10 protein-coding genes are annotated in these 22,370 nt (G+C 72.5%); 5 read left to right on the top strand and 5 right to left on the bottom strand.

The window, feature by feature from the left end; translation table 11 throughout:
• The first annotated feature begins 10 nt into the window (after window positions 1–10).
• The 5 genes from BCAV_RS17110 (at window position 11) to BCAV_RS17090 (ending at window position 10,976) form a co-directional block, all read left to right on the top strand.
• Complete coding sequence (locus BCAV_RS17110; RefSeq protein ID WP_015883877.1) at window positions 11–2,524, top strand: beta-galactosidase; 2,514 nt, start codon at window positions 11–13, stop codon at window positions 2,522–2,524.
• Between the two features lie 103 nt (window positions 2,525–2,627).
• Window positions 2,628–3,383, top strand: coding sequence for a sugar phosphate isomerase/epimerase family protein (locus BCAV_RS17105; RefSeq protein ID WP_015883876.1), 756 nt, complete (start codon window positions 2,628–2,630; stop codon window positions 3,381–3,383).
• The gene (locus BCAV_RS17100; protein ID WP_015883875.1) at window positions 3,380–4,486 is read left to right on the top strand and encodes a Gfo/Idh/MocA family protein; all 1,107 of its coding nucleotides are present in this window, start codon (window positions 3,380–3,382) and stop codon (window positions 4,484–4,486) included. The genes BCAV_RS17105 and BCAV_RS17100 overlap by 4 nt, the downstream gene beginning before the upstream one ends.
• Window positions 4,487–4,651: 165 nt before the next feature.
• Window positions 4,652–5,236, top strand: a complete 585-nt coding sequence (locus BCAV_RS17095) for a hypothetical protein (RefSeq protein ID WP_015883874.1) — start codon at window positions 4,652–4,654, stop codon at window positions 5,234–5,236.
• Window positions 5,237–5,408: 172 nt separating this feature from the next.
• A complete protein-coding gene (locus BCAV_RS17090; protein ID WP_015883873.1) occupies window positions 5,409–10,976 on the top strand; it encodes a metallophosphoesterase in 5,568 nt (1,855 codons plus the stop codon).
• A gap of 88 nt (window positions 10,977–11,064) precedes the next feature.
• Here BCAV_RS17090 and BCAV_RS17085 read toward each other — a convergent pair whose 3' ends face one another.
• Genes BCAV_RS17085 through BCAV_RS17065 form a run of 5 tightly spaced genes read right to left on the bottom strand, consistent with a single transcriptional unit; the run spans window position 11,065 to window position 22,315 of the window.
• Complete coding sequence (locus BCAV_RS17085) at window positions 11,065–11,694, bottom strand: SGNH/GDSL hydrolase family protein (protein ID WP_015883872.1); 630 nt, start codon at window positions 11,692–11,694, stop codon at window positions 11,065–11,067.
• A complete protein-coding gene (gene dgoD, locus BCAV_RS17080; RefSeq protein ID WP_015883871.1) occupies window positions 11,691–12,887 on the bottom strand; it encodes a galactonate dehydratase in 1,197 nt (398 codons plus the stop codon). The genes BCAV_RS17085 and dgoD overlap by 4 nt, the downstream gene beginning before the upstream one ends.
• Complete coding sequence (locus tag BCAV_RS17075) at window positions 12,884–14,740, bottom strand: heparinase II/III domain-containing protein (protein ID WP_015883870.1); 1,857 nt, start codon at window positions 14,738–14,740, stop codon at window positions 12,884–12,886. Before BCAV_RS17075 ends, dgoD begins: the two co-directional genes overlap by 4 nt.
• A 3-nt stretch (window positions 14,741–14,743) precedes the next feature.
• A complete protein-coding gene (locus BCAV_RS17070) occupies window positions 14,744–18,484 on the bottom strand; it encodes a CBM96 family carbohydrate-binding protein (protein WP_015883869.1) in 3,741 nt (1,246 codons plus the stop codon).
• A 48-nt stretch (window positions 18,485–18,532) separates the two neighbouring features.
• Window positions 18,533–22,315, bottom strand: a complete 3,783-nt coding sequence (locus BCAV_RS17065; protein WP_015883868.1) for a heparinase II/III domain-containing protein — start codon at window positions 22,313–22,315, stop codon at window positions 18,533–18,535.
• Window positions 22,316–22,370: the final 55 nt, after the last annotated feature.

Here is a 22,370-nt window from a genome sequence, read left to right as displayed (position 1 = left end):
GGAGACGCCGATGTCCGTGAGTCGTCCGAGGACCGTCCGCCTCGCCCAGGGGCGGATCGAGATCGACGGCGTGCCGCGCCTCGTGCTCGCCGGCGAGGTGCACTACTTCCGCACCGAGCGGGCCGAGTGGCCGGCCCGCCTGCGGGACGTCGTCGACGCCGGCCTCGACACCGTGGCGACGTACGTCCCGTGGATCTTCCACGAGCTGCCGGACGGGACCCTCGACCTGAGCGGCGCGACCCGGCCGGAGCGGGACCTGGCGGCGTACCTCGACCTCGCGAACGCGGCCGGCCTCGACGTCCTCGTGCGCCCGGGGCCGTTCGTCATGGCCGAGCTGAAGAACGAGGGGATCCCGTACCGGGTGTACGCCGACCACCCCGAGATCCAGCCGGTCGGCTGGTCGGGCCGTCCGGCGCCGACGCGCGACGCGGACCTCCTCGCCCCCGCGTTCCTGACGGCCGGGCTCGCCTGGTTCGACGGTGTGCTCGACGTCGTCCTGCCCCGCCTGGCGAGCCGCGGCGGGCCGGTCACCGGCATCCAGCTCGACAACGAGGTCGGGATGCTCGCCTGGGTCACGAACACGCCGCACCTCACGGACGCCGCGTGCGCGGACCTGCGCGGCTGGCTCTCGGAGCGGTACGACGCCACCGAGATCGCCCGCCGGACGGGCGCGCCCGTCGGTGCCTCGGACGCCGACTTCGCCACTGCGGTCCGCGCCGGCGGGACGGACGGAGGGGACGAGCTCGCGCTGCACCACGACGTGGGCCTGTTCCACCGGGACCGGTTCGCGCGGTACCTACGGGCCCTGGAGGACCGGGCGCGGGAACGCGGCGTCGACGTCCCGCTCGTCGTCAACGTCCACGGCTCCGACGCGGGCCGCGCGACCACCTTCGGGATCGGTATCAGCCAGCTCGCCCAGGCGTACCGGGGCCGGCCGCAGGTCGCTGCCGGGTGGGACCTGTACCTCGGGGACCTCGACGTCGGCAACGCCGCCGACCTCTACGTCGTGGGCGCGCAGCTGCATGCGGTGAACGACCCGGACCAGCCGCTCACGGCCCTGGAGTTCGAGGCCGGCAACGGCGACTACGGGGAGGCGCTGGAGCGGCTCGTCCCGCCGTCGGCGCTGGACCTCAAGACGCGGCTCGCGCTCGCCCAGGAGACGCGACTGCTCAACTACTACCTGTTCGCCGGCGGGCGGAACCCGCGCCTCGACGTCGCCGTCGGCGACGGCAACGACCGGCTGGCGTTCACCGGCGAGCGGCACGGCTTCGCCGCCCCGATCGACCCCGAGGGGCGGCGGACCGCGGGCTTCGACGGCGTCCGGGACGTGGTGCGGCGGGCGCGGGCGCTCGGCGGGGTTCTGGCCGCGGGGCAGGAGGAGCACGACGACGTCGTGCTCGGCTTCGTCGGCGACCACTACCTCACGGAGTACGCCCACCCCGACGCGACGGGTCGCCAGGAGCAGCGCACCGCCGTCGAGCGGTACCGCGGGCTCGGCGAGCGGTCGGTGCTGGGCCGCGGCCTGCTCTACGGCGGCTTCTCGTTCGGCGCGCTCGACCTGCAGGCGCACGCCGACCCGGGCGGACCCTGGGCCGCCGGGGCGGCGCTGCGTTCGTGGGAGCCCGGGTCCGGGCCGGTGGTGGCGCTCGCGACGTCCCGCGTGCTCGGCGCGCCCGTCCAGGAGCTGCTGGCCCGCCACGTGCTCGCCGGCGGGCGGCTGCTGCTCGTCGGGCGGCTCCCGGAGGTCGACGACGCGGGCGCGCCGTGCCGCATCCTCGCTGACGCGCTCGGCGTGGCCGACGCCGGGGAAGCGGCCGAGGCGCCGGGGTACTTCCCGTCCGTGCGCACCGCCGGCGCGCTCGCGCGGGTGCGCGACGTCGAGGTCCGCGTCAGCGGCCTGCAGCGACTGGACGTCCCGGAGGGTGCGGACGTCCTGCTGACGGAGGTGGGTCGGGGCGGCCCCGTGGCCGCACACGTCCGCGCCGGCCGGGGGAGCGCCGTCGTCGTCGGCTGCGACTATCCGTGCCACCTCGACGTGTGGCGCGAGCTGCTCGGGGTGCTCGGGGTGCGGCCTCGCATCGGGCACGACGCCGTCGACCCCGGCCTCGTCGCCACGACCAGCGCCCACCCGGACGGCCGGGTGCTGCACCTCGTGAACGTCGCCGGGTACCCGCTCGCGCCTGCCCTGAGCCTGGACGGCGCCCCGGTCGCCGGCGGCCGAGCTGTCGAGGTCGCCGCCCGGACCGGCCTGATGCTGCCGATCGGGCTGCGCGTCGGCGGCTGGCACGTCGCCTTCTCGACGGCGGAGCTGCTCGAGGCGGGCGACGGCGTGCTGCGGCTCGCACCCACCCAGTCGGAGGACGTCGTGCGGCTGCGCGACCTGGCGCAGGCGCCCCGTGCGGTGCTTCCCGACGGCGCCGGGGTGCCGTTCGCGGCCACCGACGAGCCGGGCGCCTGGGAGCTCGTGCTCCCGAGGTCCGCCCACGCCGACCGGCCGTTCGAGGTGCGGGGCGGTCGCGAGTGACGCCCGTCGGTCGTCCGCGCGCGAGCTGCTTCTCGTCGCAGACTTTTGCCTGCCCTCCGGCATATGTTTGGATCGTGCTGCCCCTACCTCGATGAGGAGACCCGTGTCTGCTTCGACCTCGACCCTGTCCGTCCAGCTCTACTCGGTACGTGAGCGCCTCGACGAGGACTTCCTCGGCACGCTGCGCGCGCTGGCCGACCTCGGGTTCACCCAGGTCGAGCCGTTCGGGTTCACCCCGGACGTCGCCCTGACGTACTCGCAGGCGTTCGCCGAGACCGGGCTGTCCGCGCCGACGACGCACGCCGGCATCCTCGACGCCCCCGACCAGGCCGAGCTCTTCGCCGCCGCCGCGCACGCCGGCGTCCGCACGGTGATCCTGCCGAGCAGCGCCCAGGAGCGGTGGACCGACGCCGCCGGGCTCGAGGGCATCGCCGCCGACCTCAACGCCGCCGCGGCGCTCGCGTCCGAGCACGAGGTCCGCGTCGGGTACCACAACCACTGGTGGGAGCTCGAGAACACCGTCGACGGCGTCCCGGCGCTCGAGGCGCTCGCCACCCGGCTGGACGACGGCGTCGTCCTCGAGGTCGACACGTACTGGGCCGAGGTCGGTGGCGTGGACGCCGTCGGCCTGCTCGGGCGTCTCGGCGAGCGCGTCGTGGCGATCCACGTCAAGGACGGCGACCGCTCGCGCGACACCAAGAAGCAGCAGCCCGCCGGCCAGGGCGACGTGCCGGTGCTCGACATCCTCGCCGCCGCGCCGGACGCGCTGCGCGTCATCGAGTTCGACGACTACGACGGCGACCGCCTCGAGGGCATCGCCGCGTCCGTCGCGTACCTGCGCGAGCACGGGATCTCATGAGCGGCACCGGCCGCGTCGGCGTCGGGCTCATCGGGGCCGGCGTCATCAGCAAGCAGTACCTGGAGAACCTCACGGCGTTCCCCGACCTCGACGTGCGGTTCGTCGCGGACCTCGACGTCGAACGGGCGCGGACCCAGGCCGACGCGTTCGGCGTGCCGGGTGCCGGGACCGTCGAGGAGCTGCTCGCCGACGCCGAGATCGAGATCGTCGTCAACCTCACCATCCCCGCCGTGCACGCCGACGTCGACCGCCAGATCATCGCGGCCGGCAAGCACGTCTGGAGCGAGAAGCCGTTCGCGCTCGACCGTTCCTCCGGGCAGGAGGTGCTCGAGGCCGCGCGCGAGGCGGGCGTGCGCGTCGCGTGCGCGCCGGACACGTTCCTCGGCGCCGGCCTCCAGACGGCCCGCCGCGTCATCGCGTCGGGGCGGATCGGCGAGCCGCAGTCGGCGCTGTTCCTGTTCCAGTCGCCCGGCCCGGAGTCGTGGCACCCGAGCCCGGAGTTCCTGTTCGCCGTCGGCGGCGGGCCGCTCCTCGACATCGGCCCGTACTACCTGACGGCGCTCGTGCAGAACCTCGGCGCGGTCGCCTCCGTCACGGCGACCGGGTCCCGCACCCGCGAGGCACGGGTCATCGGCTCGGGGCCGAAGGCGGGGACCGAGTTCCCCGTGGAGGTGCCGACGAACGTCAACGCGCTCCTCGTGTTCGAGTCCGGGGCGTCGGCGGTCGCCGTGTTCAGCTTCGACTCGCACCTGCGCCGCGCGGGAGCCATCGACGTCATGGGCACGCTCGGGACCGTCACGCTGCCGGACCCGAATACCTTCACCGGGCCGAGCACGGTCTTCACGTCCGAGACGCCGGACGGCGACGTCGTGCCCCACTCCGGCTCGGAGTTCGGGCGCGGGTCCGGGGTGCTCGACCTCGCCCGGTCGATCCGCGCCGGCGTGCGCGAGCAGGCCCCCGCGGAGCTCGCGTTCCACGTGCTCGACGTCATGGACGCGATCGGCGAGTCGATCGCGTCCGGCGAGACGGTGAGCGTGCTCTCGACGGTGCAGCCGAGCGCGATCCTGCCCGAGGACTGGGACCCGAGCGCCGCGACGCTCTGAGCCCTCCGCACCAACGACGACGGCGCCGCCCGGCATGGGCGGCGCCGTCGCCGTTCGTCGTGGGGAGAAGTTCCCTGGCCCCGGCGAGGTGGGGGTGGGTAGCGTGCGGTGGCCGGGCGCACGATGGCGCCCGGGTCGAGCAGCATCACGCAGGGGGAAATCACCATGTCTCAGTGGCCAGAGCCGCACCAGCAGCAGCACGAGCAGCAGCCGTACGGGCAGCGGCACGCGCAGCAGCCGTACCAGCAGCAGCAGTATCGGCCGACGGCGGAGGGCCAGCCCGTCGGCCCGCCGGGCGACGTCGTCCGGCTGCGCATGCGCACGAGGACGCGCGTCTCGCTGATCGCGGGTCCGGTGCTCATCCTGCTGCTCGCGGTCGCGGTGCTCGTCGACGTCGCGGCCGACATGCAGGTCGGCTCGCTCGTGCTCGGCGTCGTGCTGCTCGCTGTCGGGGCGTTCGCCGCCGTGTTCGGCTGGCGCAACGTCGGCGCCGTCTGGGTCATCGACGCCGCTGGGGTGCGGCGCACCGGGTGGCCGTTCCGGGCGTTCGCGGCGTGGAACGACATCGCCGACGTCAAGGTCGGCCCGTACGCCGTCTCGCTCGAGACGCCGCACGGGTACGAGCTGAACGGGGCGCGGGCCGCGCGGCCGCGGCTGGTCATCGGGCTCGTCAACCTCGAGGGCCGGTTCGGCGTCGGGGAGCACGTGCAGCAGCGCTGGGCGCACGCCCGCTCGCTCCCGCCGCGCTGACGCCACGCGGCGAACCCGCGCCGGTCGGCGTCGTCGGAACATGAACCCTCGGCTAATAATCGATCAGCCCCTGGTCAAGGTTCCGGCACGCCCCTAAGGTCCGGTGGTGGGTCTCGGCCGCACGGTCGGTCCGCAGGATCCCGCGTCGCCGCGGGTCGGGGAGGGTGCATCCATGCGACGAGCAGCGACAGCCGCGTTCGCAGTCGGGAGCCTGGTCGGGGTGTCGGTGCTCGTGCCGTTCGCCGCGCCGGCTGCTGCCGAGGGCGAGGCGGAGCGTCCGACCTTCCTCGGCCGGGAGTTCTACACGGGGGAGTTCCACGCGCACACGTCGGTGAGCGACGGCGTCGAGCTGCCGGACGACGCGTTCGAGCACGTGGCGGGGGAGACGGACGCGGACTTCTTCGCCGTCACCGAGCACGACGTCATGTGGGACCTGCGCAACGGCGACGACTTCGTCGACGACTGGCGGGACGCCGAGTCCGAGGAGTGGCGCTGGCTGCACGAGCAGTCCGAGGCGTACAACGCGGGTCAGGACGAGCTCGTCGTCGTCCCCGCGATCGAGAACACGTGGTACGACGGCACCGGCCACATCAACGTGTTCAACACCGACTGGCACGCCACGGCCCGCGCGACCGAGCAGGGGAGCAACGACGGCTTCGGCAACTCGTTCGGCACGGGCGACATGAAGTACGACATGTACACGTTCTTCGCCCGCCTGAAGCTCGACGAGGACGCGATCGGGCAGTTCAACCACCCGCGTGCGACGGGCAAGGGGAACTTCTTCGGTTTCAACGGGCTCGACCCGGTCGTGGACGACCGCATGGAGCTCATCGAGGTCAAGGACGACGCCCAGTACGCCGAGTTCCTCGCGGCGCTCGACTCCGGCTGGCACCTGGGTCCGGTCTGGAACGGCGACGAGCACGCCGCCAACTGGGTGACGTCGAACCCGTCGATCACCGGGATCTGGGCGACCGAGCAGTCGCTCGACGGGCTGTACGGCGCGATGCAGGAGCGCAGCGTCTTCACGACCCAGGACGTCAACTCCGTGCTGGCGTTCGGCGCCGGCGACGCGCTGATGGGCGCGATCCTCCCCGGCGACACCGCCTCGCTGTCCTTCGACGTCAACCTCAGCGACCCGGACGACGGCGACTCCTTCACCTCGGTGCAGCTGCTCACCAACGACGGCGAGGTGGCGCACACGTTCGACGGTGTCGGAGGGAGCGAGCTCGTGCTCGCGGTGGACCTCCCGGTCGCCGACGGCGACTACTACTTCGTCCGCGCCGACCAGGCCGACGGCGACTTCGTGGTCTCGGCACCGATCTGGATCGGGGAGACGACGCGCGGCGCCGACTACGCGCCGGTCATCACCGTCGCCGACGACGTGCCGGCGCAGGCCGCGTACGGCGAGACCATCGACCTCCCCGAGGCGAGCGCCGTCGACGACTCGGGCGAGACGCCGGACGTGGCGTACGAGGTGTACGACGCCGCCGGCGAGGTCCCGGTCACGGACGGCACGTTCCAGGTGCGCAGCTACGACGACCACTTCGTGGTGGTCAAGGCGACGGACTCGGGCGGGAACACGAACGCCGAGCTGTTCCGGATCACCGTGGACCAGACGGTGCTGGATCCCGACGGCGTGTTCCAGTACTTCGGGAGCACGGCGGCGGTCGCGGAGCAGCCCGGCGGGGCGGGCATCGCCGTGTCGACCGACCGGAGCATCGCGCAGGTCTACGCCCAGGTCATGCCGGCCGGCGGGAGCGACTGGTCCACGGCGGACGTGCTCACCTCGACGAACGACCGGCCGTACGAGGTCAACACCATCGGCAACGACGAGCCGGAGTACCAGCACTCCATCACGGGCCAGACGCTGCGCAGCCACGAGTTCGACGTCACCGGGCTCGAGGGCGGCGAGCGGTATCAGTACCGCTTCGGCGTCGCCACCGACGGTCAGGCGCCCGAGGCCGCCGATGCCGCGGCGTGGACCGACGTCCAGGGCGAGTTCGTGGCCGGCGGCACCGGGAACGAGCCGGTGTACGTGCTCGGCGACCTGCAGGCGACGTCGCACGACCCCGACGAGCTCGGCCTCATGCGCGACATGCTGGGGCGTCTGCAGACCGAGGTGCCGGGCGGCGGGACGGTGCTGCAGACCGGCGACCTCGTCGACAACGGCGGCCGCGGGCAGTACTGGGACGAGGTGTTCGACCACGTCTACGACGGGCTCGACGTCCAGGTCGCCCCGGTGGCGGGCAACCACGAGACGTACGGCGACCTCGACTACAACACGCTCTCGACCGAACGCACGGCGATCTTCTCCAACATGTACGACCTGCCCGAGGGCGGGGCCGTCGGCGAGAGCAGCTACAGCTTCGACCGCGGCGACATCCACATCGCGGTGCTCAACTCCACCGTCGGCATCGACGCGCAGCTCGAGTGGCTGACCCAGGACATCCGCGCGTCGACGCGGCAGTGGAACGTCGTCGTCGGCCACTACTCGTACTACGGCGGACGGCACGGCGACGACGCCGACCTGGCGGCCGACCGACCCAAGATCACGGCGGCCCTGGACCGGCTCGGCGTCGACCTCTACATCGGTGCGCACGACCACCTGTACAAGCGCTCGACGATCTACGACGGCCGGCTGGCGACGACACCCGAGGAGGAGGCGCTCGGCACGACGTTCGTGACGATGGGCTCGGCCGGGCCGAAGTTCTACGAGAACGTGGCGCACTGGTGGGACGACGTCGTCTTCGACGAGGACACCCAGGTCGGGAGCGTCCTCGAGGTGACGGACGACGGCCTCGTGATGTCCACGTACACGCTCGACGGCCGACCCGTGGACACCGTCACCGTGCGCAAGCCGGCCGGTCACTGGCAGGTGACCTCGACCGACATCGCGGACCGCGAGATGGACGGCGTCGGCCTCCTCAGCTACCCGGGAAGCCGGGACACGCTGACCGTGGCCGCGGCGACGTACGACCGGGCGCAGGAGACGATGGTCGACCTGCGGGTGGAGGACGTGCGGCTCGACCACCGGGGGATCGAGCAGTTCGTCGAGTTCGACAGCCCGCTGCCGGTCGACACCAGCGAGACGGTGCGCGTGTTCGTCTGGGACTCGCTCACGTCCGGCGTGCCGTTGCAACCGGCGATGACGGTGCGCGAGGGTCTCGACGGCGGCGGCACGCCTGACGATCCGTACCTCATCCAGTCGGCGGCCGACCTGCCGAAGATCGCTCAGGAGCCGGCGGGGTCGTTCCTGCTGACGACGGATCTCGATCTCACCGACGTGCCCATGGCGCAGCTCGGCCGGCTCGTGCCGTTCACCGGCGTGCTCGACGGCGGCGGGCACACGATCACCGGGTACACCGCGCCGCCGGACCAGGGGGTGGGCCTGTTCGCGGTGAACCAGGGCACGATCCGCAACCTGGTGCTCCACGGCGAGGTGACGTCCGAGGCCACGAACGCCGGTCTGCTGGCCGACGTCAACCGCGGCACGATCGAGAGCGTCCGCACGTCGGGATCCATCACCGCCACCACGCGGGTCGGCGGCATCGTCGGCGACCACCACGGCGTGGTGCGCGACAGCTACTCCACGGCTGACGTGCACGCCACCACGCTCTACTCCGGCGGCGTCGTCGGCATCGCCCAGAGCGGCTCGGTGACGGAGAACGTGCTCGCGACGGGCGCCGTCACCGCCGACACGCGCAACGCGGGCGGCGTGGTCAGCTACGGCTACGACGAGACCTGGGTGCAGCACGCCGTCTCGCTGAACTCGCTGGTCTCGGCGCCGAGCTACGCGCACGCCGTCGTCGGCCGCGTGGCCAACGGACAGGTGGCGCTGCTGGCGGACAACCACACGAGCGCCGCCGTGCCGGTGAACGGCGAGAGCCTGCCGGACGCGCCGGCCGCCGACAACTGGAAGGGCGCGATCGTGCCGGTGGCCGAGATCCGGACCCAGGCCTTCTTCGAGGGCCTCGGGTGGGACTTCGCCTCCGTCTGGGACTGGGACGCCGACGGGCTGCGGCCGATCCTGCGCGGTGCCCCCGAGGACGTGCCGCCACCCCCGGAGGAGCCCACCGCGCCGGAGCTCGAGCAGGACGTCGACGGCTTCTACCTGCTCGACGACGCCGCCGACCTCGCCGAGGTGGCAGCGTGGCCCGCGGAGCGCTTCCGGCTCACGACCGACCTCGACCTGACGGGTGTCGCGGTGCCGCGCCTGGGCGCCGAGGCGCCGTTCACGGGCGAGCTCGACGGCGCGGGCCACGTGCTCACCTCCTTCACGTCGACGGAGGGTGGCCTGTTCGCGGCGATCGGTCCGGAGGGCTCGGTGCACGATCTCGGCGTCGTGGGCACGGTGTCGCGCGCGGTGAACATCGTCGGGATCCTCGTGGACACCCACCGCGGGACGCTGGAGCGCGTGTTCACCGCCGGGACGGTCAGCGGGCCCAGCTACGCGGCCGGTGTCGCCGGCACGTCGTTCGGGACGATCCGGGACGCGTACTCGACGGCCGACGTCGCCACGACGGCGACGAACTACGCGGGCGGCATCATCGGCGTCGCGGACAGCCCGAGCCTGACCGAGCGCGTCTACGCCACGGGCGCCGTCGAGGCGGCCGGGACGACGGCGGGTGGGATCACCGGGTACGCGCGGAACAGCGAGACGGTGGTGCGCAGCAGCGTCGCGCTCAACCCCACGGTGACGGCGACGTCGATCGCGCACCGCGTCGTCGCGCGTTTCGCCTCCGGCCAGGCGGGCACGCTCGCGGACAACCATGCGATCGAGACGCTCGTCGCGTCCGTCCAGACGAGCACGGACGTGGGGCCGACGACGTTCAACGGCGCGACCCTGACCGTGGCGGACGCGCGGAGCCAGGCGTGGTGGCAAGACGCGCTCGGCTGGGACCTCGACGCCGTGTGGCAGTGGGACGCAGACGGCGCCCGGCCCGTCCTGCGCACCGCCGTCGAGGACGCCCCGCCGGTCGGTGAGGCGCCGGCCGAGGCGCCGAGCGAGCAGGCGCCGTCGGAGGAGCCGAGCGCGCAGCCTGCGGAGGAGCCGAGCGAGCCGCCGAGCGAGCCGGCGCCGTCGGAGGAGCCGACCGAACCTGAGGCGGAGCCGACGCCGGAGGGCGCGGAGCAGCCCGCGGAGGGCGCGGAGTCCGTCGACGGGGCGGCGGCGCAGCCCGACGCCGGGGCGGCGATCGTGCAGGTCGATCATCCGGGACCGCGGGGTGTCACCCACGAGGCGGTCCTCGGCCAGGACGGCGTCACGACCGTCACCGTCCACGCGGGCGCCGAGGCGGCCGGGGCGCAGGTCAGCCTGCTCGTCCTCGAGGACCGTTCGGACGCACGGCGTCCGACGGTGGACGACGTCCTCTACCTGGGCGAGGCCACGGCGGACGACGCCGGGAGCGTCAGCCAGCGCATGTCGCTGCCGGAGCCGGAGCGGAGGGACGAGCCGTGGCTCGCCGTCGGGACGTCCGCCGGGACGCGGCACTACGGGGCGCCGCTGGACGCGAGGGACGCTGTCGCGATCACCGTCGACGGCGTTGCGGGCGAGATCGCCGAGGGGCGCCACACCGCGGGTGACGTCCTCGAGGCGGCGGGCTACGACCCGGCCGAGCACGACCTCGCGGAGCCGCGCGGCCACGGCGGCCGCCTGCACGTGTTCCGCGATGGTCAGCGGGTCTGGGTCCAGGAGGGCGACGTCTACGTGACGGTCGCGACGCCGACCACCGAGACCTGACCCGCCCGGGCCCGGAGTGGGGTGGATCCGGGAGCGATGCGCTCCCGGATCCACCCCACTCCGCCCGCTTGACGGGCTGGCCGGCGCGTCAAGCGACGGCGACCCGGCGCAGCCACGCGTTCGCGAGCAGTGCGTGGCCCTCCGGCGTGGGGTGCACGCCGTCCGGGGCGAGGAGCTCGGGGCCGCCGCGGTCGCGCGCCGTCTCCGCGAAGAGGCCGTCGGCCGCGAGCAGCCCGGCGTCGAACTCCGCGGCGAGGCGGCGCACCACCTGGATCCGGGGGTCGAGGTCCTCGCGCCACGCCCACTGGTCGTCGCGGACGGGCAGCAGGAACGGCTCGATGAGCAGGATGCCGACGCCGGCGTCGCGCAGCGTCTCGAGCAGCGCCCGGTAGTCCTCCTCGTAGGACGCGACGGACGTGACCAGGTCCGAGTCGTAGCGGCGCCACGTGTCGTTGATGCCGATGAAGACCGAGACGACGGCGGGCGAGTGGGCGAGCACGTCGTCGGCCCAGCGCCCGCGGAGGTCGGCCACCCTGTTGCCGCTGATCCCGGTGTTCACCACGCGCAGCCCGGCGTCAGGGTGGCGCTCGGCGAGCGTGTCAGCGACGAGCGCGGCGTAGCCCGTGCCGAGCCCGCGCGCGTCCTCGCGGCGGCCGGCGTCGGTGATGGAGTCTCCGGTGAGCACGACGGTGCCGCCGCGCGGGATGGTGAGAGTCACGACGGCGATCCTGTCAGACTTGGCGCCGGCATTTCGTGCCGGCCCACCGAGTCCTCGGGCCGGATCTCGGTCAGCGCGCCGGTGTAGTGCCGCAGGTCGTGGCGCACGTACGGGAAGCGCGTTAGGGCCTCCGCATCCAGCTCGACGCCGAGCCCCGGCGCGGTCGGGATCGGCGCCCGTCCGTGCGTGATCGACGGCTCAGAGACGACGACGTCGGCGCGCCAGGGCACGTCGGTCGCCATGGTCTCGAGCAGGGTGAAGTTCGGGACGCACGCCGCGAGCTGGAGAGTGGCGGCGTTGGCGATCGGGCCCGACGGGTTGTGCGGCGCGAAGCCCACCTGCCACAGCTCCGCGAGGCTCGCGACGGTCCGGGCTTCCCAGATGCCGCCCACGTGCGAGACGTCCGGCTGCACGACGTCGGCCGCGCGGGCGTCGAACACCTCCCGGAAGTCCCACCGCGTGTACAGGCGCTCGCCGACGCCGATCGGTGTCGATGTCGCGGCGCGCACCTCGGCGAGGGCCGCTGTGTTGCCGGGGATCAGCGGCTCCTCGAGCCACAGCAGGTCGAACGGCTCCAGTGCCCGCGCGACGCGCAGCGCCGTCGGCACCTCGAAGCGGCCGTGCGCCTCGACGATGAGCCCCGCGTCGTCGCCCACGGCCTCCGCGACCGCGTCGACGACAGCCAGGGCGGAGCGCAGCTCGCCGCGGTCCACCGTGCGGAACGCGGAGCCGAACGGGTCCCACTTGACGGCCCGGTAACCCCATTCGACCGCGTCCCGGGCGCGCTCGGCGAACTCCGCCGCGGTCCGCGCTCCCGCGAACCACGCGTTCGCGTAGCACTCCACCTCCGTGCGGACCGTGCCGCCGAGTAGCTGGTGCACCGGGACGCCGAGCAGCTTGCCCTTGAGGTCCCACAGCGCCATCTCGATCCCGGACAGCGCGCTCGTGAGCACGGCGCCGCCCCGCCAGTACGCGTCGCGGTAGGCGTCCTGCCACCAGCCCTGGATGTCCTCCAGATCGCGCCCGGCGAGGCTCGGCTCGAGTGCCCGGAGCGCGGCCTCGACCGTGTGCTCGCGGTACTCGAGCGTCGCCTCGCCCCAGCCGACGAGGCCGTCGTCGGTCTCGAGCCGCACGAAGACCCAGTTGGTGCGATAGGCGTCGCAGAGGTAGGTGGTCAGGCTGGCGAGTCTCACGCGCCGCTCCCGTCGCGCGTCATCGGGGCGGACCAGTCCGCGAGGTCCTTCACGGTGGGGCTGGGGGCGGGGTGGCCGGTCTGCAGGGGTTCGAGGAGCACGCTCAGGCGGAACCGCGCGGTCGGGTCCGACGTGATCAGAAGCTTCCGGACGCCGTCGTTGCTCGTCTGGCCGTCCGGGTTCGGTGACGTCGGCAGGGGCACGGCGTCCATCACCGAGAACCGGGCGCCGGGAGGGGCGTCCAGGAGCGACGCGCGCATGGTCCGTCCGTCGCGGGTGAGCGTCGCCCCGTGGCCGTCGGCGTCGACCGTGACGTCGGCGCCGGTGTGCATGAACCACCACGGCTCGACGGGCGAGGTGGCGGTCAGCTCGTCCTGGACGACGACGCGGGAGCGCCCGTCGACCATCGCGATCCCGCGCTGCCAGCGCGTCACCCCCTGGTCGGTGCAGGCCTGGGAGAGGTCGGCGACGGCGAAGCTCGCCTCCGGGCTCGAGCCGCTCGCGACGAGCGTCCCGACGCCGTCGACCCGCTGGCCCGGCGTCGCGTCCGGGTTGACGACGAGCGTGTTGTGGCCCTCGGGGCGCTTGCGGTAGTACGTCCAGCGCTCGCTCCCGAAGTAGCCGGGCAGGCTGTAGGACTCAGCGCCCAGGTCCCGCGCCCATCGGACGCCACCGGCGTCGAGCACGAAGCTCCCCATGTCCAGGTCGCCGTGGCTGCTCGCGTTGTCGCCGAGCCGGAACCCGGCGAACAGGCCGTCCGTGCTGCCCCAGGCCGAGCGAGAGAGCACGACGCCGACGTCGTCGTACACGGCGTCGGGTGCCAGCCCCGCCGCCGCCGGCGTCGCCCGGGCCGAGAGGCCGTACCAGACCATCGCGACGGCGGGATCGGCCACCGCCAGTCCCTCGTCCGCCCACCACGCGTACTCGGGGTGGCCGTACCGATCAGCCATCCAGTACAGCTCGGGGAGTCCGCCTTGGGCAGGGGAGGCGTCGGCGAAGTTGAAGCTGAGGCCGGTCGGCCCCGCCATGTGGATGCCGAAGCCCGCCGTCTCCGCGAGGCCCGGCGCGTCCGAGATCCCGAAGTCGCTGCCGGTTGCCGACTCCAGGCTCGCGATGTACTGGACGAGGTACTTGGTCGCGTACTTCCAGTAGACGACCCCCTCCGGGAACCCGCCGGACGGCGCGTACTCGTCGATCGCCGGACCGACGTGCGCCAGGCCCAGATGGAGCAGCGTCTCCGTGAGCTCCGGGTCGACGTCGGCCAGGGCCAGGCTCGCCATCGCGACCCCGCCCACGCACACGATCTGCCAGTTGTTCGTCGCGCTCGTCCAGCCGGCTCCGTTCTCGTAGGCCGCCAGCGCGGGACTCAGACCCTTGTCGAGCATCGCCGTCGCGATGCGCGATCGCCGCTCCTCGCCGAGGTAGCCGTGGAGCCAGTCGTAGCCGATGGCGAAGCCGTTGAGCAGCTCGGCCGTCGACAGGAAGCTCTCCGGGTTCCAGTCCGGGAACGCGGCGGCAGCCTCGAGCTCGACGGCGGCGCGCTCGGCGTACGCGCCGGTCCCGGTCAGGCGGTAGGCCAGCGCGAGCAGCCACACGCGCGTCTTGACCTGGCGCGCCGGCCACAGCAGCGACCGCCCGTTGGTGAACTCGTAGGTGGTCGTCCGCTCGTCCAGCAGGGCGTCGGCGCCGGCCACCAGCCGTTCCTGCAGGGCTGCCGCACCCGCGCGGGAGGAGACCCATCCGCGGATCTCTGCCAGCCGGCCGTCGTCGGCGATCAGCCGCGGGTGCTCGGTCCGGACCAGCTCCACCACGCTGGCGGGGGCCTGCGGCGTGAAGCCGCCACGTGTCCACATGCCTCAGCCACACCCGTTCGCGGGACCGGTCACTGTGGTGTCGATCAGCGCCGACACCCCGGGCCCGCAGCTCAGCGGCCCCTCGATGCTGGAGTCGATCAGGACCACCGTGTCGTCGGAGGCCAGGGAGACCGGCCCTGTCACTGTGACGTTCTCCCACCAGGTCGCCCCCGGACCGGACACCGTCACCGGGCCGGAGACAGTGCTGTCCTGCACGGTGACGAGCGCGGCACCGGCGGCGAAGAGCGGGCCGTCGATGCTCGAGCCGGACATCGAGAACGCGGTGCCGGGGGCGACGGTGACGGGTCCGCCGACGTCCGCTCCGACCAGGCAGGCCGAGGGACCGGAGAGCTGCAGCGGTCCGGTCACGTCACCGGTGACCGGCTCCTCGCAGGCCTGCGGGAGCGCCCACGTCAGGTTCAGCGTCGGACTGGCAGCGCCGGCCTCGTGCGCCATGACTGTCGCCCCGAACGCCTGGGTGTCGTTCACGTCCTGCCGCAGCGCGAACCCCACCGCGCCGTCGTCCAGAGCTGCGGCGACGGCGTCAGTGACGGACAGCGCGACCTGTGCGCTGGTCTCACCGGCCGTGAAGCCACCGAGACGATCACCGACCGCTGGGCGGGTGTTCCACGTGAGCGCGTGCTCGTCCCAGCCCGCCGCCGCGCTGAACAGGTCGACGGCCATCGTGCGTCCCTCGGCGACGTACGTCGTGAGCACCAGCTCGGCGCTCACCAGCTCCGCCTCGGGGTGCGGAAGGTCGAACGCGATGAACGCTTCCCGTTCGTAGCCGGTGTCGTCGGCAGCCACCCCCTTGATCGTCAGCGTGTCCCGCGAGCCGTACGTCTCGTCCGCGTACGTCCCGTCCCGCACGAACGCGTCCTGCGTCGCGAGGAGCGTCGAGGTCCCCGGATCCTCGACGGTGATCTCCACCGACGCATGGAGCAGCTGGCCGCTCGCGGCCCGCCACCACGCCACGACCGTCGCGACACCCGTCGAGCGGGCGACCAGCAGGTCGCCGACCACCTGCACGACACCCGGGTCGCTGGAGCTGACCTCGACAGTGCCGTCCGGTTCCACGGTCGTCCCGTCGCTGAGGACGACGGCGGCGGTCACCGCCTGCGCCGACTGCACGGACATGGTGGCGGCGGCGTCGAGCGTGAGCGCAGTCGGCACCGGCTCCGTCGACACCTCGGGCCAGACGCCGTCGGCGGTGACGACCCGCAGCTCGGACAGGCTCATCCACGTGTTCGCGGAGTTGCCGTGGCTCACGATGCGCACGTAGCGCGCCGTCACCGGATCGAACGTGACGTCCTCCATCTCGAGCGTCGTCCCGCTGCTGGTCCCCTGCCACACCGTGCTCCACGTCTCCCCGTCCGTCGAGGTCTCGACGTCGAAGGTGTAGATCCGGCTGGCCCCCTGGCTCCAGGCGACCCGGACCCCGGAGACCTCCGTGGGCGCGGGCAGGTTCGCCCGCAGCCACTGGCCGTCGCCGTTGGCCGACCAGAACGTCCCCAGGTTGCCGTCCATCGCGTTGACCGTCGGGTTGGTCCCGACGATGCTCCCGGTCATCGGGCCCTGTGCCTGGCCGATCAGGTAGAGCCGGTACCGGGTCGCGCAGACGTCGGCCCCGTCGTCCACGCAGATCGTCGCCATGCCCGGGACCGAGTCGGGCAGCTGGATATCGACGGCGTGGCTCGGGTCGGACGCGACGGCCTCGACGGTGCCCAGCGTCGCCGTCTCGACGGCGAGCGACCGGGTGTCGGCGCTGAACCCGGGCACCGTGACGCCGTCGTACCGGAGGTCGGCCAGCGTGGCCGAGCCGCCGTCGCGCACGCTCCAGTCCGCCAGGGCGGTGACGTCGGGCAGGTCCGGGACCGGCACGCCGTCGACGACCGGGTCGAACGTGACGGCGAGCCGGAAGCTCGCCGCGTCGCTCACCCGGATGGTGAGCTTCGACTGGCCGTTCGCGGCCTGCCCTTCCGGGTTGGGGGAGGTCGGCAGCGGCTCGGCCGCCATCACCGAGAACACCGCGTCCCCGGGTCCGTCGGCGATGCGGGCCAACAGGCTCCGGCCGTCCCGCGTCAGCACGGCCGATCGTCCGTCGGCAGCGATCTCGACGTCCGCCGAGGTGTGCATGAACCACAACGCGTCGGCGGGCTCCGACGCCTCCACCTCGTCCTGCACGATCACGCGGGAGCGGCCGTCGACCATCGCGACGCCCCGCTGCCAGGTCTCGACGCCGCGGTCCGCGTAGGCCGAGCTCAGGTCGGCGACAGTGAACGCCCCGTCGGGGGAGGAGCCTTGCGCGATCACCTCACCCGTCGCCGTCACCGACTGGTCCGGTCCGCTGCCGGGGTTGACGACCAGCGTGTTCTGTCCCTCCGCGCGCTTGCGGTAGTAGGTCCAGCGCTCGCTGCCGAAGTAGCCCGGCAGGCTGTAGGAGTCGCTGCCCAGCTCGTCCGCCCAGCGCATCCCCCACGCGTCGAGCACGAAGGTCCCCATGTCGAGGTCGCCGTGGCTGCCCCCGTTGTTGCCTGGCCGGAACCCGGTGAACAAGGCGGTCGGCGTCGCCCATGCAGACCGGGACAGCACGACGCCGACGTCGTCGTAGCGGGCGTCCTGATCGAGTCCCGCCATCCCGGGCGTGGCTCGCTCCGACAGTCCGTACCAGACCATGGCTGCTGCGGTGTCGGCCGCCTCGTCGTTCCCGCTCAGGCCCAGCCCCTCGTCCGCCCACCAGGCATACTCCGGGCGCTGGTAGTGACCGGCCATCCAGTAGAGCTCGGGCGGACCCCCGTAGGACGACGACGCATCGGCGAAGTTGAAGCTGCGCCCGCTCGCACCGTTCATGTTCATGCTGAACGCGCCGGTGTCGGCGAGACCCGGCGCGTCCGAGAACCCGAGATCGGTCCCCGTGGCGGACTCCAGGCTCGCGACGTACTGCACGAGGAATCGCGTCGCGTACCGCCAGTACATGGGCCCCTCGGGGAAGCCGCCGTCGGGGGCGTACTCGTCGATCGCAGGACCGACGTGCTGCAGGCCCAGCTGCAGCAGCGACTCGGCGAGCTCGGGTTCCACGTCGGCCAGCGCGAGGCTGGCCATCGCGATGCCGCCCACGCAGACGATCTGCCAGTTGTTCGTCGCCGTCGTCCACCCGTCCCCGGCCTCGTACCCGTCCATCGCCGGTTGCAGACCCATCTCGATCATCGCCGTGGAGACGACCGATCTCTGCTCCTCGTCGAGGTAGCCGTAGAGCCAGTCGTACCCGATGGCGAAGCCGTTCAGCATCTCGGCGACGGAGAGGAAGCTCTCCGGGTTCCAGTCCGGGAACTCCGCGGCAGCCGCCATCTCCTCGTACGCCCGCTCGGCGTAGGTCGCGTCATCCGTCAGCCGGTACGCGAGCGCGAGCGTCCAGACGCGGGTCTTGACCTGGCGCGCGGCCCACAGCAGGCTCCGTCCGTTCGAGAAGACGTACTCGGTCGGAGGCAGCTCGAGAATGGCACCGGCCTCGGCGAGCAGCTCGTCCCGCACGGCTGCGGCACCCGGGTCGCTGGTGACCCACTGCTGGATCTGGACCAACCGGTCGTCGTCGGCGATCAGCCGTGGGTGCTCGGGGCGGACCAACGCCGTCACGCTCTCCGGGATCTCCGGCGTGAAGCCACCCTCGGCCTGCGCAGGTCCGGCGAGCGACACGACGAGCGCGCCCGCCACGACGGGCGCGACCCATCCGATCCTTCGTCTCATCCGCGTCTCCTCACGTCGTGGTCCGTGCACCACCGGCACGGACCTGTGTCAATCCGTGGGCTGCCAGGGGCCATGGGGGTCGCCTGGCACCTGGTTCCTCGTCCACCACGCCGCCCGGTACCGGAGCGACTCGTGCTCCACGACGTCGCCCGCGACGAACACGCGCGACGGCGTCCACAGCGCGGCGCCGTCGTCGGCCACACCGATCTCCTGCCAGGCGCCGTAGGGCTGGCCGGGCTCCTCGCCCTGCGTCCACCACGACGCCAGCCAGGTCGCGTCGTCGTGGGCGACGAGGTCACCGGCCCCGTATGCGGTGGCCGCCTCCCAGCCCTCTGGCTCGGGCACGAGCACCGGTTCGTCCGACCCGCACGACCGGGCCACGGTCAGGTCGTCGACGGTGCTCGCGACAGTGGCGTACAGCCCGACCCCACCGCTCCTGACGACCGTGTCGCGCACCTGGGCCACCTGGGCGCCGTCGATCGTCACGGTGATGAGGTCGCCGTGGACCGTGGTGCCGAGCTCGACCGGGCCGTCGGGTCGCTCGGGGATCGACACCGACGCCAGCGTGACCGGACCCGAACGGTGGGCCTCGCGGATCACGCTCGCGTACCAGGTGCCTGCGCTCGTCCTTCCGACGTGGATCCGGTACCCGTAGGAGTCCGTGGAGTCCCGCAGGGAGATGCCCGCCTGGCCGACGCCACCCAGCGTGATCGTCGCGGTGGCCGCGTAGTCACACTGCTCGGAGAAGCGCTCGGGCATGGTCGAGCGGGCCAGCACGTGCGCGCGGCCGTCCGAGGGCGCGACGTGCAGCTGCCCCTCCTCGACCGAGACCTCGCCGCCGATGCCCTGCCACGTGCTCCCGTCGATCGCCTCCGAGATCGTGATGTCGTCGAAGGTGGCGGCGCGCCGGTGCGTGTAGGCAGCGACACCGCCGTTCGTCAGCCGCGTGTCGTCGGCGGCGATCGAGGTGTCCCCTACCGTCGCCGTGAGATGACTGCCCACCGCCGAGACGGTCAACAGGTGCGCAGCACCGACGTCGAGCGGCACACCGCGCTCTGCGAGAACCTCCTGCTCGCCGTTGTAGACCTTGACGATCTGCAGCGTCACGTCCTCCCGCGTGTTCAGGAGGTTCGCGCGATAGTAGTTCCGCGAGTCGCGGTACCTGAAGGCGAGCCCGGTCCGCGTGGTGGCCTGACCGGCCGCACCCGGTTCGATCTCAGCACTCATGACCAGGTCGGTGGGCACGTCCTGCTGGACGGCGAACGACTGCACGTCCTCCGTCGAGCTCTGCGCGAGCCGGGAGCCGTCGGGGCCACCGAGCGACCACGTGGCCTGCTGCGGTGTCCAGCCCTCGAGGTCGCCGTCCGCGAAGTCGTAGACGGTGCTGTCGAGGCCGGCGTCGTCGAACTCCTCCTCGAGCACTGTGGGGAGGTCGAGATCCGGGGCCAGCGTGATCGTGACGAGGTCTCCGGTCCGCGTGAACGTCGTCGGGCTCCCGTTGACCATGACGACGCTCGCGGCGGGCGCGTGGATCGAGATCGTGCCGCTGAAGGGGTCGCCGAGCGAGACGGTGGCCGTCGAGCCCTGCAGCCCGACATCGAGGTCCGACACGACGTCCGAGGCCTCGACGAGGCTCGCTCCGTCGTCGGCGAGCGTCGTGCCCGAGGTGAGCGCGAACCTGGTCAGCGCGCCCGCCGCGTCCCGCTCGAGGTAGGCCGACTCGCCGTCGGTCGCGGCGGTGCCGAACGTTCGTGGCGTCGGGGTCGCTTCTCGTGAGAGGTAGAAGCGCCCCACCGACTCCGGCAGCTCGATCTGCATCGCCGTGGCCACCGAGTGATCCACGCCCGGAAGCTCGATGCGGGTCGCGGACACGGACGGGGCGGGGCCTGCCTCGCCGGGGAAGACGACCGTGTCCACACCCGTCGCCCCGGTCGCCGACCAGTCGTACGACAGGAAGTCGACGTCCGTCAGCAGCTCGCCACCCACCAGCTGCACGGCGCCGTCGTCGTGGACGGTCGGTGTGAGATCGGCGCCTCCGGACGCCACGGGCACCAGTTGGACCCCGGCGACCGGGTCGGCGCCCGGCACGGTGTCGAAACCGACAGTGGCGGCGTGAGTGCTCGGGTTCACGACGACCGGGTCGCCAGGAAAGTGCCAGAGCTGTCGGTAGTCGTGCGCGGCGGTATCACCGGTCAGGCTGTCGGAGACGATCCAGAAGCCGGGCTTGACGAAGTACACGACGCGGTCGTGCGACACCGGGTCGTAGCCGAGTGCCTCGCCACGGTAGACGTCGAGACCGGCGTTCGAGCGCCACAGCCAGGTGGCTCGGGTGACGCCCGCCCGCTGCGGCAGACCGTCCACCTCGACGGTGTTATGCGCCTCTGTCGTCTTCCGCATCCAGTCGTTCGTCGGCGTGGCGGTGTACTCATGCGCCCCGGGGTCGACGATGAGCGGGCGTCCGTATGCGGCCATGACGACGCTGAGGTCGTCCGGGTGTCGGTGCGACGCGGTGTAGGTCGTGTTCTGGTTGTTGATCAGCATGTACCTGGCGTCGGAGTCCCAGCCAGAGCGTTGGACCGCGAAGCTGACGGGGTACACCGTGGATCCGAGAGTCGGCGCGCTCCCCTCCGTGCGATCGGAGGCCACCCAAGCGAAGTCGGACCACCCGTTCCGCTCGCCGCTGGTCCGGATGGCGCCGATCCCGGCATCGGGATCCTTTGCGTCTCCGACCAGAGCGGCCTGGAGGTTCGGCATCCGGGTGGCGAAGAGCGAGTCAGCGATCCAGTCGGAGGCTCGGGCGATCGAAGCCGGCAGGGTACGCCCGTTGAGGTCAGCCATGGTGATGACGCCGTTGAGCAGGTCCGCCGCGTACGCCTGATAGTTGACCGTGGGCTCGCTGTACACGCTGTCACTCTTGATATGGCGGTCGACGAACCACTCGACGGCTCGTGCGGCGTTGGGCTCCCAGACGAACGATGCCGAGAACTCGGGAAAGTACACCGCCGAGTAGTAGATCGAGCGGGCGATCGACAAGTACTGGTTGTTCCCGCCATGGATCGGCAGGACCACGGTGAGGCGATCGGTCGTCGCGTGCACACCGACGAGGTACGTCACGAGATCGCCGGCAGCAAGGGTCGGCTCGGTGCGGAAGACCGAGAACGCGCTGACGAGCTGGGCCAGCCGCTTCGCCGCCGACAGGTTCCTGTTCGTCGGCCAGCTGGTGACGTCCTCGAACAGGTCGAGCGAGATCTGCATCCACGCGGTGGCATACGCCTGCCGTCGTTCCGGATCCGTCTCGTGGAGGCTGGCATAGACGAGCGTCGGCATGAAGGAGAGATCGGTCATCAGCACCTGCGCACCGCCGGGAACGTCCTCGGTGCCTCCCCAGGTGTCCTGCCAGTCGACGTCGATCCGTTGCGCGGCGTCGTCGTAGAAGTCCCGGGTCTCCGTTCCGAAGCGGAAGATCCCGGCGGCCAGCTCGTCCGCCGTCGCGTCTCCCAGGCCTCCGCCACTGGGGGCGGGGAACTCGATGCCCGTGCGATGGGCGTAGAACTGCAGGACCTCGTCAGCGGCTCCCGCCTCGTCGCCGTCGGCCAGGCGCGCCGCCACGGCGGCAAGCTCCGGACGGGTCAGGTCGAGCAGCTCGCCGAGGTCAGACTCGCCCTGCGCGGCGGCGGGGACGGACACGAGTCCTGGGCTGAGGAGAGCCAGTCCGACCACCGCGGCCGCGACGGCACGGGCACGGGCGCTCCCGCTCCGGCGGCGGCGCCTTGTCGCACCGGGCGGACCGGCCGGGTGGTGCTGGGTGGTGCGGGACGCGGAGCTCGTCATCGTGCTCACCTTCCGTGCGTCGGACGTCGGTGTTCCCACAGCAGGGCACAGCGGG

This window comes from Beutenbergia cavernae DSM 12333 (assembly GCF_000023105.1).
GTDB lineage: Bacteria > Actinomycetota > Actinomycetes > Actinomycetales > Beutenbergiaceae > Beutenbergia > Beutenbergia cavernae.
The sequence above is the reverse complement of the archived record's forward strand: the minus strand, read 5'-3'. Positions and strand labels throughout refer to the sequence as shown.

What these genes read in the sequence shown, in the direction of transcription:
- BCAV_RS17100 (WP_015883875.1), top strand. Translation starts at nt 3,380, where the DNA reads ATGAGCGGCACCGGCCGCGTCGGCGTCGGGCTCATCGGGGCCGGCGTC.
- BCAV_RS17075 (WP_015883870.1), bottom strand. Translation starts at nt 14,740, where the DNA reads ATGTGGACACGTGGCGGCTTCACGCCGCAGGCCCCCGCCAGCGTGGTG.
- BCAV_RS17070 (WP_015883869.1), bottom strand. Translation starts at nt 18,484, where the DNA reads ATGAGACGAAGGATCGGATGGGTCGCGCCCGTCGTGGCGGGCGCGCTC.
- BCAV_RS17065 (WP_015883868.1), bottom strand. Translation starts at nt 22,315, where the DNA reads ATGACGAGCTCCGCGTCCCGCACCACCCAGCACCACCCGGCCGGTCCG.
- BCAV_RS17090 (WP_015883873.1), top strand. Translation starts at nt 5,409, where the DNA reads ATGCGACGAGCAGCGACAGCCGCGTTCGCAGTCGGGAGCCTGGTCGGG.
- BCAV_RS17110 (WP_015883877.1), top strand. Translation starts at nt 11, where the DNA reads ATGTCCGTGAGTCGTCCGAGGACCGTCCGCCTCGCCCAGGGGCGGATC.
- BCAV_RS17095 (WP_015883874.1), top strand. Translation starts at nt 4,652, where the DNA reads ATGTCTCAGTGGCCAGAGCCGCACCAGCAGCAGCACGAGCAGCAGCCG.